Source organism: Paenibacillus naphthalenovorans, assembly GCF_900099895.1.
In the GTDB taxonomy this organism is placed as follows: Bacteria; Bacillota; Bacilli; order Paenibacillales; family NBRC-103111; genus Paenibacillus_G; species Paenibacillus_G naphthalenovorans.
On sequence record NZ_FNDY01000011.1, the window covers coordinates 50,262 to 64,526 of the forward strand.

14 protein-coding genes are annotated in these 14,265 nt (G+C 49.4%); 2 read left to right on the forward strand and 12 right to left on the reverse strand.

Annotated elements, in window-relative coordinates; all coding sequences use genetic code 11:
• Positions 1 to 123: 123 nt before the first annotated feature.
• Entirely contained in the window at positions 124 to 1,041 is a 918-nt protein-coding gene (gene cyoE / locus BLT35_RS12925) for a heme o synthase (RefSeq protein ID WP_062408164.1), read from the reverse strand.
• Between the two features lie 145 nt (positions 1,042 to 1,186).
• Between cyoE and BLT35_RS12930 the strand changes: the two genes are divergently transcribed.
• Complete coding sequence (locus BLT35_RS12930) at positions 1,187 to 1,792, forward strand: TetR/AcrR family transcriptional regulator (protein ID WP_062408162.1); 606 nt, start codon at positions 1,187 to 1,189, stop codon at positions 1,790 to 1,792.
• 195 nt (positions 1,793 to 1,987) lie between these two features.
• A complete protein-coding gene (locus BLT35_RS12935) occupies positions 1,988 to 2,743 on the forward strand; it encodes an IclR family transcriptional regulator (protein WP_054817200.1) in 756 nt (251 codons plus the stop codon).
• A gap of 90 nt (positions 2,744 to 2,833) precedes the next feature.
• Here BLT35_RS12935 and BLT35_RS12940 read toward each other — a convergent pair whose 3' ends face one another.
• The 11 genes from BLT35_RS12940 to BLT35_RS12990 form a co-directional block, all read right to left on the reverse strand.
• Positions 2,834 to 3,934, reverse strand: coding sequence for a zinc-dependent alcohol dehydrogenase (locus BLT35_RS12940; RefSeq protein WP_074728286.1), 1,101 nt, complete (start codon positions 3,932 to 3,934; stop codon positions 2,834 to 2,836).
• Positions 3,935 to 4,028: 94 nt separating this feature from the next.
• Entirely contained in the window at positions 4,029 to 5,021 is a 993-nt protein-coding gene (locus BLT35_RS12945; protein ID WP_074728288.1) for a PhnD/SsuA/transferrin family substrate-binding protein, read from the reverse strand.
• Between the two features lie 11 nt (positions 5,022 to 5,032).
• Positions 5,033 to 6,292, reverse strand: a complete 1,260-nt coding sequence (locus BLT35_RS12950) for an MFS transporter (RefSeq protein WP_217634715.1) — start codon at positions 6,290 to 6,292, stop codon at positions 5,033 to 5,035.
• Between the two features lie 22 nt (positions 6,293 to 6,314).
• Positions 6,315 to 6,527, reverse strand: a complete 213-nt coding sequence (locus tag BLT35_RS12955) for a Rossmann-fold NAD(P)-binding domain-containing protein (RefSeq protein ID WP_171005866.1) — start codon at positions 6,525 to 6,527, stop codon at positions 6,315 to 6,317.
• Positions 6,528 to 6,566: 39 nt separating this feature from the next.
• The gene (locus BLT35_RS12960) at positions 6,567 to 7,256 is read right to left on the reverse strand and encodes a class II aldolase/adducin family protein (protein WP_074728292.1); all 690 of its coding nucleotides are present in this window, start codon (positions 7,254 to 7,256) and stop codon (positions 6,567 to 6,569) included.
• A 30-nt stretch (positions 7,257 to 7,286) separates the two neighbouring features.
• On the reverse strand, positions 7,287 to 8,561 hold the full coding sequence (locus BLT35_RS12965) for a Rieske 2Fe-2S domain-containing protein (RefSeq protein ID WP_074728294.1): 1,275 nt from the start codon (positions 8,559 to 8,561) through the stop codon (positions 7,287 to 7,289).
• Positions 8,562 to 8,627: 66 nt separating this feature from the next.
• On the reverse strand, positions 8,628 to 9,692 hold the full coding sequence (locus BLT35_RS12970; RefSeq protein ID WP_062408152.1) for an ABC transporter substrate-binding protein: 1,065 nt from the start codon (positions 9,690 to 9,692) through the stop codon (positions 8,628 to 8,630).
• 221 nt (positions 9,693 to 9,913) lie between these two features.
• On the reverse strand, positions 9,914 to 10,264 hold the full coding sequence (locus BLT35_RS12975; RefSeq protein WP_074728296.1) for a hypothetical protein: 351 nt from the start codon (positions 10,262 to 10,264) through the stop codon (positions 9,914 to 9,916).
• Positions 10,265 to 10,521: 257 nt separating this feature from the next.
• Positions 10,522 to 11,520: an ABC transporter permease gene (locus BLT35_RS12980; RefSeq protein ID WP_062408150.1), complete on the reverse strand. Its 999-nt coding sequence runs from the start codon at positions 11,518 to 11,520 to the stop codon at positions 10,522 to 10,524.
• Entirely contained in the window at positions 11,517 to 13,019 is a 1,503-nt protein-coding gene (locus BLT35_RS12985) for a sugar ABC transporter ATP-binding protein (RefSeq protein WP_201023598.1), read from the reverse strand. Before BLT35_RS12985 ends, BLT35_RS12980 begins: the two co-directional genes overlap by 4 nt.
• 97 nt (positions 13,020 to 13,116) lie before the next feature.
• Positions 13,117 to 14,262: a sugar ABC transporter substrate-binding protein gene (locus BLT35_RS12990; RefSeq protein WP_062408146.1), complete on the reverse strand. Its 1,146-nt coding sequence runs from the start codon at positions 14,260 to 14,262 to the stop codon at positions 13,117 to 13,119.
• Between the last annotated feature and the right edge of the window lie 3 nt (positions 14,263 to 14,265).

The following is a 14,265-nucleotide window of genomic DNA, read 5'->3' on the forward strand; positions in this document are numbered from 1 at the left end:
CCAGTCTGAATTTGTAAATACATGTATTTAAAATCGGATAATCGGATAAAGTCTCTACTAAAGAACCGATAATCGTCTTCATTCTCTTGCAAAAACTTAATCCATTCATCCTTGTTTTCATTTTTATAAATTCAAAAGAATTCCCATCAGAGAATAGATGATTACCGTTGAAAATAAGATCGTCATATGAAGAAGGGAATAAACAAACATTGATTTTGCCCATCTCTCTGAATCCATCTTTTTATAACCGAAAATACTTAAAATAAGCCATAGAACACTTAAAAGAAGGGCTACTAACATAAGACCGAGGCTTAAAGACCCAAAAAGAAAACTTGCTGCAATTAAAACAATTAAATAAATATTCGTTTGTATATATGTTCTTTTTATGCCTTTGACTACGGGAAGCATAGGAACCTTCGCGGCCTTGTACTCATCGTGCTTCCGAATAGCTATAGCATAGAAATGCGGCATTTGCCAAATCACTGTAATCACAAAAAGACCAAGAATGGCTGGATGTGTGATGTCCGGATAAATTGCGGCCCATCCTATGAGTGGCGGCATCGCCCCGGAAATACTACCAACCTCCGTATTATAAATGGTTCTTCTCTTGCTCCACATCGTATATGGGACAACATAAAAAAACAAACCTAGAAAACCTAGGAATGCTGCAAGGGGAGTTGTTAATGCAAGAGTCACTATTCCGAAGACAGACATGAAGATACCCAGCCATAATACTGCTTTGGGCTTTATTTCTCCTGTTACAGTCGGCCTGTTTTTCGTTCTCTCCATAATAGAATCTATATCTCGGTCGTATAAGTTATTAAAAGCTCCGGCTGCCCCCATGACTAAAATCGAACCAATCAAAGCAAATATCATTTCCGGGAATTTCTCTAAAAGACGGATTTGATATGTATATAATGCCAATGTTAATCCAGCAAACATCGGAATCAAGTTTGATTTAATAATCCCTGTTTTCATCGTTTGTGCCAAAATTTTGGACAAAGTCTGTTTCTGCGTTGCAAGGTTTTCTTCCCTCCGCATGATTCCCCTCTTCCCCTTTATTGTTGATGGTTACTTCCAATAATAATGATCTATTATAATTTTCATACTGTTTAGTATTTATATACTATATGGTATGTTAATGTTATATAGTATGATTGTCAAGAGAAAGAGGGAGGGAAGAGAAATGATCAGACGAAGATTAACCCATGAGGAGCGAAAAAAGGAGACTCGGCAATTACTTTTAGAATCAGCTGTCGAGACCTTTGCTCAATTAGGCTTTCACGGAGCTTCTGTTGATAAAATTGCAGAACATGCCGGATTTAGCAAAGGGGCGGTTTATGCTCATTTTAATTCCAAAGAAGAGCTCTTTCTAGCCATATTGGAACAACAAATGAAATTACATGTGAACAACATCCATCAAGTAATAGACCAACAGCATTCATTTTCACATTTTATCGAAACCATGGATGAATATTTCCTTTCAGTTAGGCAGGAAAATCGAACATGGAGCATGCTTAACATGGAATTTTTTCTTTATGCGATGCGTGAAGAATCGGTACGTCATAAATGGTCTAACCTGATAACAGAATCGGTGGAGCAAATTTCCAAGGCCATTGAGAAATTGAAGTCGAAAGAAAATCATAAGTCTACTCTGTCTACGAATGAACTGGCTTGGACGATTCTTTCGTTAGAAAATGGGTTGGCTATATTTTACTATATTAGCGAAGACCGTGTGCCCCGTAATTTATATGGAAAAGCACTGCAAAATATGCTCCTGTCCACACGTTAGAAAAATAAGAAAACCCTCTAATCGAAATTGGAGTATGAGATTTTCAATGAGACTTCTGAAGATCGCAGCGGCTGCTGCCGCATTCCGTTTCTCTATACGGCACAAATAGGTTTTACCGACCCAAAGGGTATGTCATAATGATCGTGAAAACGAATACATGCCGGCCGGAAAATTCTGTTCAAGGTGGTGTTTTCTTTGGCGCAAAAAGAACCTCTTTCTTCCGTTAACAATGCGATCCGTATCTTGCGGGAATTTACTTTAGCGGATAAGGAGCTCGGCATCACGGAATTGAGCAAGCGTTTGGGATTGGCGAAAAGTACCATTTTCCGGTTAGTCAGCACACTCCACGGCAACAATCTTGTAGAGAAAAACAAGTACACGCATAAATATCATTTGGGGATCGGCTCCTTCGAGCTTGGTTTTGCCGTATACCATGGCAATGAGCTGCGCTCGATCGCTGCGCCCCTTCTAAACAAGCTGATGACAACCTACCGTGAGGCGGTTCATTTAGGTGTCTATGATCGCGGAGAAGTCGTATTTTTATGCAAAATGGTTCCTGACGATCATCATGGAACCGTATCGAAAATAGGAAAACGCATACCAAGCCACTGCACCGCTTCAGGCAAAGTGCTTCTTGCCGTCCAGGCTGAGCAGGAAATCAGCCGCGTCATTGAACAAGGACTTGACCGGCATACACACAAAACCATTACTAGCGGCGAAGCGCTCCTTGAACAACTGCGCGAAGTGCGCAAAAGCGGCTATTCTACCGGAATGTCCGAGTATAAGGACGGTATTTGCTCCATAGCCGTTCCGGTGCACAGCAGCACCGGTCTGGTCATTGCAGCCGTTAGCTTTGCCGTAACCAAATCGTATTTGTATCCCGTACAGGTACAAAACTATGTCAAAGATCTGAAAACCTGCAGCAGACTAATCACCGAGCGGCTAAGTTAAGATATGCCTGATCCGATACGTGATATTGTTGCCGATTTACGGGATGGATTCGATCCATCCCGTTATTTATTGTTCCATTATCTTTTTCCATTATCTTTTCTTCCCGGGCGATACGGTGACAAGAAGCGGACCGGGTTCGCCTTCTCCCCCCGCCGTTTTTAAAGCCAAGTCCGTTTCCTCCAAAGCGAAATCGTGAGAATTCATGATCCGCAGCGGAAATTTGCCCGATGCGATAAAATCGACGGCCATTTGTACCGATGTATAGCTGTGTCCCCTTACGCCTTTAAGCTGAAGTGTTTTCGTGATGACCGAGTCGATATCGAATTCGGGGATCTTCGTATATTTGTAAGCTCCAAACATGACCATACCGCCACGGCCGGCCGCAGCCACGGAGGAGATGACCGGCTCTGACCCGCCGGAGGTTACATCGATAACCACATCGGCCATCCGGCCGCCTGTGATTTCATGGACCCGATCTTCTAAACTTTCGGCTTGAATATTCACGATATGATCTGCACCGAGGCGTCTGGACAATTCAAGCCGCTTCATACTGGTAAATCGTCCGGTGACGATCACGCATTCAGCCCCGGCCGTCTTGGCCGCAAGGGTACAAGCCAACCCTTGCTGGCCGGGCCCCTGAATGACCACCGTTTTCCCCGGGCCTACACCGCCCTGCAGCAGCATCCATTCAAACCCGTTGGCCAGAGGCAAGGTGAGGGCGGCTTCTTCCGGAAGAACATGCTCAGGCATGGCATGCAGCACCGAGTTCGGATGAAGATACATAAACTCGCTGAAGCCGCCCCATAAGGACGGCTGCCGATCCACAGGCGTAGCACCGTATCGGATACCGCCGGTTCTCGGATCCGTCGACGGGCAGGAGCGATACATGCCTATCCGGCAGAAAGAGCATTGGCCGCAAGGGATATATTCCTCGAGTGCCACCCGATCCCCCTCCTTCACCCCCCAACGCGCAGCCGCCTTTTCCCCTACCCGCTCAATAAAGCCGACGATATGGTGACCCAGTATGCGGGGAGATTGCGATTTCTTATAGTAGGACACATCCGTTCCGCACACGCCTACGGTTTCGATGCGAAGCAGTCCGGAATCCTCCGTTGCCTCCGGCAGGTCAAATTCCCGCAGCTCCGTCCTTTGAACTCCGGCCGCAACTGCGGCCAATGAGGTTCGCTTCATGAAATCAGCCTCCTTTCCTTCATCCTCATGGTTTACCCCGCCTTAGATAAGTGCTGCTCGGAAATGGTCGGCGTTTTCTTTGGACCTTGTACCATTAGATGGTGTACTGCTCCAAGGTCGACTTCACAAATAAATCTTCCACTGAAAGCTTGGTTTTGATAAGCCCCTGTTCATGAGAATAGTGGACCAACGCTTCCAAGGCAGCGCGGTTTCTCTCTAATCCGTAAGGCCAGAAATCATCGCCCATCAGTTGCTTCGTCCGTTCGACTTCCGGCACCAGCCAAGGCAGCGTCACTTTTAAGGCCGCGGTTTGATTGAAGCCCTCGTACACCTTGTTCTTGGCTTCGACGAACGCCTGATACAGGTTTTGCGCAGCCCACGGGTACCGTTCCAGAATTTCGTTGCGAATAGCCACAACATGCATAATCGGGAAAATGCCGGTTTTGCGGAAATAATCTTTTTCAACGGATACGTAATCTTCGAACAGACGTTTTACGCGCGGCGACCCCTTCAAGAAGCAGGACGGCGCCCGAGGAGCAATAAACGCGTCCAGATCGCCGTTCTCCAGCATTTGGTTTAGTGTCTGCTCCGGACCGATCGGCTGCAGGCGAATGTCCGCGGGCAGCTCCAGCTTGAACTTTTCGACACGACCGGGCGTCTCCTGCCCTCCATAGAACCACTCCACCTCGGTCGGATGAACACCGTATTCATGCTGCAAAAATCCGCGAATCCAGACGCAAGCGGTCAACTGATACTCGGGAATACCGATGCGCTTGCCTTTTAACTCCTCCGGTCGACGGATTCCCGCTTCAACATTCACATAAACCCCCGAATGACGGAAAAACCGCGACGGAAATACCGGAATGGCCGTAAAATGGGGAAATCCGCGGTCCCTCGCAAGAAGATAGGAAGAAGCAGACAGCTCGGCAACATCGAATTCCTGGTGGCGCATCATGCGGAAAAACGTTTCTTCCACCGGCATGCTGAGAAAGTTCAGTTCAATGCCCTTGGGACGGACGGAGCCGTCCATTAACGCTTGAACACGATCGTAGTCCCAGCAGGCGAAGCTTAAATTCAGTTTAGCCATGGAAATCCTCCTTATGTAGATATGGAATGGTGATTACCGGTTGATGACTCCTCTTGTGGCGCAAACCAAATGAGCAGGTTCGCAATGATAATCGTACCGGCCACAAAATAAAATGCCGCAAATAAACCGAACTTGTCGGAAATGATGCCTCCAAGCAAGGGGGATACCGATTGGCCCAGGGACTGCATGCCGAACAGGATGCCTATGCTGGTCCCGGCCATTTTTTGGGGAGACGATTCCATTAGCCAAGCCTGCATCACGGGACGGACCGCATAGAGAAAAAATCCGAGAACCGCGATAAATACGATGAACAACGGCGATTTGCCAAAAGCCGCCATAGCAATCAAAATAACGGCGGATACCGTCATGCTTGTCGTCAATACCTTTTTGCGTCCCCATTTATCGGACAAATGACCGGATATCGGAGCGGCGATAAAGCCTCCCATCTGGAGCAGGAATATGCCTGATCCGACCCACAAAGGGGAAAAATCCAGCTCATGCGCCAAATACAACGGAAGAAAGGTAAGCAGCGCGTTTTGCGTCATGGAACGGAAGGCGGAGCTCGTTGAAATGAGCACCAGGCTGCGGTTTTGTACCAGTCCCTTCAGTCCGTTGAAATATTCCTTTACGGTTTGTCCCTGCTTCTCCTCGCCAGCCCTCGCCTTTTGTTTTTTGAGGTCCAATGATGAATTCCGCAGCATGATCACAATAAGCAGCGCGATGATCACGCCGGGAACGATATTGAGCACAACGATTTGCCTCCATGTAAATAGAGCCAGCATCGCACCTATCGCAAGCGGGGCGAGCGCATCGCCTGCATGGGCTCCCATGCCGTGAACCGAGAGGACAAAGCCTCTCCGCTCCGGATAGCGCTGCGATAATGCAGGGATCGCCGTCGGATGCCACAGGTTGTTGCCTATGCCGACCAGCGAGATGCAAAGAAGCAGCATCCAGTAGGTACTCGTGAAATTCATGAACAAGTAGGGAAATCCGACCCAGAAGAGCGATAGTGCCATCAGAAGACCTTTTTTGCCGACCGTATCGACCAGCATGCCTCCCGGCACATTGGAAATCGTGCTCGCCATATATTGAAACGTAATGAGCATGCCGGTTTCGGTATAGCTGAGTCCCAGCTCTTGGCCAATCACCGGAAGCAGCATATAAAAGGTGGCCGGATACCAATGGGTTAATCCGTGACCGATCGTGATCAGCCACATGTCCTTCAAGGAAGGCGACGGCGATGCTGCGACGGGTTCAGTCGATTCGCTCAAACGATGAAATCCCTCCTTTGGTTTACCACACTTGTATGATGTCGGAAGCTCCGACCGCATTCCACAGGTTCATCACCTTAAAGCCGTCCTGCTCGGCACGAGGCCACATAACATCCCTTTCACGCAAGCCGATCACGACCTCATAGCCTTGCTCGCGCAGCCGCTTTGCATATTCGGCCCCGTCCTCGCTGTAGCCAAGTACGGCAATTGTTTTTCCTGCAAATTTTTTAGGCATCGCCATGGCGTCTCCCCTCTCTGCCAAGCCAATCGGAAGTTATTGCCGTAGTTTTACTTCATAATAATCCCATACCTTGCGGTAGAGGGCTGGCTTCCCTAAATGACGGGCACAGGCCTCGATTTCCTGATCGTTCAGCTCATAGGGCATGCCCAAAGCTTGAGCCCTGTACTGGCGCTGAGCGTTCTCTTCCAAGTAAATGCACAAGGCGAACGCCTCCTCGAGCGTGGAGCCGGTGATGACGCTTCCGTGAGATTTTAACAGCATCGTGCGGCTGCCCCCGAGCGCCTCGGCCAACCGGCCGCCCAGCTCCGAAGTGTTTATGGAATCCACGCGGTCAAACGTCGAAATCTCCCCCAAAAGAGCTGCTTGAGGAAAAACAGGCTTAAGCGGTGTTCCCGTTAGACTGAACAAGGTCGACCAGCGGGGATGGGCATGGATCACAGCCTGTACGTCGGGCCGTTTTTTATAGATTTCCGTGTGGATGTGATATTCCATCGGCGGGACTTCGCTCCCTTCCAACGGCGTGCCGTGTACATCCATAATGACGATATCCCCGGCGCTCAAATCGTTCCGGGCACTTGGTCCCGAATTGATCAGGATATGCTCCGTACCGGGAATACGCACGCTGCAGTGGCCGTTAAAGTCGATGATCTCTGCCCGTTCCAGCATCAGAATGCATTGTACCAAGCTCATTTTTAATGATTCCAAACCGGCAGCGAGTACCATATTCGTTCCTCCCCTTTGCTAATGGGCCGCCTAGAATTTGGCTGTCATTTCTTCGAACAGCGCCTCTTTCCAATCCACACCCTTGGGCAGAAATTGATCGCAGCCTCTAACCCTGCTGTGTGTTTCCGGATCCGCCCCGCGCGGCGTTTTACCCGCCTCCACGTCTCTGGTCGCCTCCAAAAGCAGCTGGCGCGCCGCAATAATGGCGGTATCCGCGGTACCCAGCTTTTCCTTGGTGCGATCGCAGAATGGCTGCTCCATCGTTTCCTGAAGCGCGTAGTCCTGGGTGTTGATTCCGGAGATGCCGGTAAAGGTTTCGGTTCGCTGCACCTCACGGTCAATGAGATAATCGTTGGAAGGATTGCGCACCAGTTTATACCCCGGCAGCATATCTTCTTCTCCGCGACCGAAGTCCTTTTCGTGCTTCTTCACAAATTCAGGAGTGAATGGAATATGGACATCCGATGAGTATAAAATGTTATACACCCATACGTTAGCGTCATCGATAGGCACCCACACATGGCCTGCGATGGACGGAAATTGCTCCATTTTACCATCGGTCCAGCGGATCATGGCACCTCTCATTTGCTGTGCGGGCATAAGAAATTGATAAGCCCTGACATAATGGTTATCTTCCTTCAAGTCGCGAATTCCTGCGTATTTGAAGCCGTAATCGGTTTTGACCACCTCGAGCTTTGGCGCGGTAGCCCTTGTCCGCAGCGCGTTTTTATCCGCTATGTTATTGTTATGGGCAAACGAGGAATGGGAAGTGTCAATGCCTCCTTCCAGGGCTTGCAGCCAGTTGCACGCTTCGAAGGTTTTCGATACGTTGCGGCAGTTTTCCGGAGCTCTCATCCATTCGTAATCCGGGTAACCCGGCTGCTGCTCTTTCGGCCCCATGTAGGTCCAGATGACGCCTGCTTTTTCATAGACAGGATAGGCTTTCAATTTGACGCTATGCTTGAAATCGCTGGTTGGCGGCTCGTTCGGCGTGTCCAGGCATTGACCGTTTGTATCGAACTTCCAGCCGTGATATACACAGCGGAGTCCGCATTCTTCATTGCGCCCCCAGAACAAATGGGCCCGGCGATGAGGGCAGTACGCATCGAGCAGTCCGACTTTGCCGTTCGTATCGCGAAAGGCAACCAGATCCTCCCCCAGCAGCCGGACGCGAACCGGCGGGCAATCCGCTGCCGGCAGCTCTTCGCTCAAGACGGCAGGAATCCAATAACGGCGGAACAACTCGCCCATCGGTGTTCCGGGACCTACCCTGCACAGCCTTTCGTTGTCTTCTCTTTTTAACATAGCCATCTCTCCCTTTGATTTCTTCGACAGGGTCGACCAAATGGCACAGGCCGCTCTTATCACCTGTTACTTCGCATAAAAGCGTTCATCCACCACTTGATCGACACTCATTTCTTTCACAAGCGCACCGGTTTCCTTTACCGTATCGATAGCCCATTTCATGCCTTCGATGTTTATTTTTCCCTTGTCTGCGAGTGCCGGCAGTACGAAATCGAACGATTTTTCCGCATCGGCTCTATTCATTCCCAGCTCTGCCATGGCGATTTGCAAAGCTTCTTCGCGGTTGGCGCCATCCTTTATGAACTTCACGGCCTCGGCGTGCGCCGACATAAAGGCGTAGACCACCTCCGGCGTATTTTTAATCAGGTCCCCATTGGCGGCGATCATATTGTGATTGTACGTTTTAAGCTCGTCGCGCATTAAGGCCAACCTGGTGAAACCGAGCTCCTCGGCCTTCAAATCGGTAGGCTGGCTTAAAATAGTGACGGACGCCTGACCGGTCTGCAGTGCCTGCAAGCGGCCCGCGTTCTCCCCTGCGTTGATAAGCCGTACGTCCTCGTTGGGCGTCAGCCCGTTTTTCTTCAACCAATATTGCAGCTGAATGTCTGTTCCGTTACCCGGTACGTTGCTCGCCGCCGACTTTCCCTTCAGATCGCCGGGGCTTTTGATATCCTTGGATACAAAGATCGAATACATCGACTGATCGTCGAGCGTACCGATCATTTTGACGTTTGCGCCTTCCGCCACCCCGGTAATAACCGATTCCGGAAGCGTGGAGATGATCGGATATTCTCCGGTTTGAAGTCCTCTTAGCGCAAGAACACCGCCCTTGACATACTCGAGATTGACTTCCAAATTGACGTTCTTATAAAATCCTTTCTGTTGAGCTACAAAAATCGGAAGATAGCTCATGTTTTTCGACGGAAGCCCCAGCTTCACCGTGGTCAGCTGATCCGGCATGGTCTTCATGGCCGCTGCAGCTCCCGGGTTTCCATTCTTGCCCTCTGGTGCGGGCGAATCAACCGTCTGGCTCCCGCATCCGGCAGCTGCCAATAACATCGAGGTACAGGCAAGCAGCCTCAGCGTATGCTTTCCAGTCCTGCTTAACGAATGTCGAATCCACCTCTTCATCCCACTCGCTCCCCTTTCAGGTGTCGGAGGGCCCGGTCCCCACACTATTCATGATCGCCCTCTTCAATAAAATACCTCTCCGCAAACGATAAAAACAGGGGCGGTTCTTGTATAATGAACAATGCCAAAAGAAAATCAGTTTCGTCTCAGGTCCTAAACAAAAAACAAGCTGACATCCACGGAATGCGGACGCCAGCTTGTCAGCTTGTTGGTTTAATTTTCTATGCCTGTACCTCTTTAAGATCCTTGACTCCCGATTTGGTTAGAATCCTGCGTAATTCGTGCTTGAATTCCAGATCCACTTTATCGCTTGCTAATATGGATTCAAAGGTAGAACGGACAATTCCGCCATTCTTCGGGTTTCTGAATAATGCATAGGTTTCCTGAAGCTCGTTAATCAATTCCTGCACATTCTCATTATTGGCTTCGACCGAGATTTGACCGATCAAGCTTTGCAGTCTTCTTGCCTTTTCAGCCTGTTTGGCCAGTCTTCGTCTTCTGTATCTCATGATCAGAATGAAGATGACTATATTAAGTAAAATAAGTGAAACGTTTACAACATTGCCTTCCACACCGGAATCCCCCTACGAAATGGATATGTTATGTATTTTGCCTGCGCTTTCATGTCAAACGATGCCTATCGGCCTACTGTACTTACAGAATTGTAGTATAAAAAAATCACCGAAGTCAATTTTTTCATCTCTCACTTCCATATGCAGCGCCAAACCAGACAGTACATTCATAGCAACAAAAAAATCCCATGTGATTGGGATTTTAAAAAGAACATATGCCGTTTATATGAAGAGGAACCGCCCTGGACCGGTTTGTTTCATTGTAAATATTTTGTTTTTAACGCATCGACCACAACGGCAATAAAGATCATCAAGCCCCCGACCATCGTCACATAATAGGAAGAAATTCCCAGTATTTGCAGGCCGGTTTGAATGACGGTAAGCAGCAGCACGCCTCCTAATACTCCGGAGATGCTTCCCCTCCCTCCCGTGAGACTGACGCCTCCGATGACGGCTGCAGCCAGCGTGTACATGAGCAAATCGGAGCCGAACGTCATCGTAACGGCACCCATATATGCGGAGAGCAAATATCCCGAAAAACCCGCCAATCCGCCCGAAATGGCAAAAGCATAAATCTTGATCCGATCTGTCCGGATCCCGCTCACATAGGCGCTCCGGCTGTTACCGCCCGTTGCGAACAGGCTTCTGCCGAACACGGTCTGCTTCCATATAAAATAGACCAACAAATAGATAAGAAGGAACGGGATGGGGAGTACGGGAAGACCGGCGACGGTTCCTTGTCCGATCCATGTATAGGCCGCAGGAAAATTAATAATGGAACGGCCCTGGGTCAAGGCCATAAGCGCTCCCTGCAGAATAAGCCCCATAGCCAGCGTTTCAATCAAGGCCGCAGCCTTCAATTTGGCGATCAGCCAACCGTTTGCGAATCCGACGCCAACCCCGAACAAAACAATGACCACAACGGCAAGAAACCAGGGAAGCCCGCCGTTCATCAAGGTGGTGCCCAATCCGGCGCTAAACGCCAGAACACCGACAACCGATAAATCGATCTCCCCGATAATCAGGACAAAAGACATCCCGGCGGTCAGCACGCCGAGCACAGCCGTTTGGACCAGAATATTTTGCAAAATCGATTTGGAAAAAAACGTGGAGTCGATTAACCCCATAATAATAATCCCGAATACAAGGAGAAACCAGACAATATGATTGGCAAACAGCCGGACCAGCCTTTGTTCGTTCTGTGCCAACGGCAGCGGAGGCTGCGAAACGGCAACATTGCTTTCTTTGACGCTCATGCTGCACCACCCTTTACTGAATCTCGCATTTGAATCACCTGCTCAGCCGTGAACCCGTCATTTTCCGCTTCACGGACGACCTTTCCGTCGGAGAAAAAGATTAAGCGGTCCGCTACCCTGAGCAGCTCATTGTAATCGTTCGTCAGGTACAGAACGCTTAATCCCGACCGGGTAAGCTCATCGATCAGAAACAAAATCTCCTCCCGGCTTTTGACATCGATCCCGATTGTCGGCTCATCGATAATCAATACGGACGGTTCCACACTTAGTGCCTTGGAAATCACCACTTTCTGCTGATTCCCCCCGCTCAAATTCCCTACCAATTCATAAATAGAGCCGGCTTTAATGTTCAGCTGTTTAAAATAGCCGGTAGAATTGTCGATCTCTCTTTCCTTATCCACCAATCCCATCAGCTTTTTGAGCTTGGACCCCAGGATGGACAAACTGATATTTTCTTGAATCGGAAGCTGCTGCACAATCCCTTCTTTATGACGATCGTAAGATACATAGACGATATGATGCTTCAAGGCTTCAGCCGGTTCTTTAGGTATGCCGATCTCCCGGCCGTTCAAATGAATTTCCCCGCTCTCCACCGGATACAGCCCGAACAGGCCCCTGCATATTTCCCTTGCGCCCGATCCGGGAAACCCGATCAAGCCCAAAATTTCTCCACGGTGCAAACGGAAGGATACGTCCTTCAGGTCCTTTCCCTTGATGTTCCTGCATTCCAGAATCGGTTCCTTCTCCGCTCCCGGCTCCCGGGTACGGGTACACAGCTCAACATCTTCGCCCACGATCAAATTCGTCAGCGAGCGCTCGTCAACCGAATCCGCCGCATAACCGGTAAAAGACAGACCGTCGCGGATGACGGTGATCCGGTCGCACAGCTTTAGCACCTCTTCAAGATAGTGAGATATAAAAATAATGCCGGTACCCTGCTTTTTCAGCTTGAGTACGAATTCAAACAAGCTGTTTCTCTCATCCGCCGAAAGTGCCGTCGTCGGTTCGTCCAATATGATTAATTTGGCCTTGCTGAACAAGGCTCTGACAATATTGAGCTTTCTTTGATTGACAAGAGACAGATCCTTGGCCTTCATCCTGGGATCGATGGGAAGTCCGTATTCACGCAACTCCTGCTCCGCCTTCTCAAACATAGGCTTCCAATCCACGAGCCCTGCTTTTTTCCGCAGCCATACGCCCAGAAACAGATTCTCGGCGACGCTGAATTCGGGAATGATGGTGGCATGCTGGGGGACGACATAGATGCCCAAATCTTGTCTTTCGAGAACGGAAAGCTGGTCGATCGGCTGTGAATCCAGTTCAACCGCTCCGCTGTCGCAGGAGAGAACGCCCGAGATGATATTGACCAGCGTGGATTTACCTGCACCGTTTTTGCCGACCAATCCATGAATTTCACCATAGTCTACGGCAAATTCGACATTTTTCAATACTTCCTTCCCGCCGAAGCTTTTGTACACATTGGAGATTTGAAGCAGCAAACGGATCCCCTCCACTATCATAAATCTTTATGCGCATAAGATGGAGAGAGCGGAACTCTACCCCATCTTATACCGTGTATGAAGCCTTAATATCTCCTTAATATCGTAATCCGTACTTGTTCCAGGCTACATTGCCCCAGTGCGCATCATTGTCCACATTGGTGCTGTCAATGACATAAGGATCGATGACCATGTGCGGGCCGGTCTGACCTTCCTTGATCGGCGCTTCTTTCCAGAAATAGCTGTCGTTCTTATAGGTTTCGATCGGAACCTTCTGTCCCTTTAGCGTATATTTGTCCAGCATTTCAATCACCAGCTCGCCGTAAGCTACGCAATCCTGATTAATCGAGGCATCATACCAGCCCTCTTGAATCCGCTGCAGCGCAATCGGCTCCGCATCAATCGTGACAAAGATGACGTGTCCTTCTTCGCCCACCTTTTTCAATTGATTGGTCTGCTTCAACGCTTCATAAAGTCCCATTGCAGGGTTGTCGCTTGGCGCGTGGACAGCGTCGAGGGTTTTGTACTTCGCGATCGCATTCAACGCCACATCCTGCGTCTTTCTCATATCTCCTTCGGCAGGCATAGCCAGATAATTGATGTTCGGATATTTCTTCATGACCGCATCGAAGCCTTCCTTACGCGCTCTCCATGCCGAGCTGGACATGGCCCCGTATGCATTCAGAACGTTGCCTTTGGCTTCTCCGTACTTTTGCTCCAGCCGTTTTACGATTTCCATGGCCGCCATTTCACCGGCTTTATAATTGTCGAAAGCCACTGTAAACGATACATTGCCGCCTGTCGTCGGCGTATCGAAAATCGCAACCGGAATGCCGGCCTGCTCCGCTTTATCGATGGCCGTAACCAGTCCTTCGCTGTCATTGGGATCGGAAATAATGGCTGCCGGCTTCTTGGAAATAAAGTTGATAAATTGGTTCGTTTGTTTGGCGGAATCAAAGTCGGCCACGCTCGCTTCGAATTGGTAGCCGAGCTCTTCCGCTTTCCGCTTGGCCGCTTCCTGCATCGCGACAAAGGCATAATAGTTCAAGCTTTTGTGGGATAAAGCAATCAGCCCTTTGCCATTGGAGCCGCTCGGCGACGTACCGCCTCCTTGTTCATTCTGCTGTGGAGGCGTTGAGCCTCCGGCGGTTTGCTGCTGCCCTCCTCCGCAGGCGGATATGGCAAGCGACAGCAGGAATACGGCAATCAATGCGGCAAAGCTTCTTTTTCTTAAATGTTTCATAGA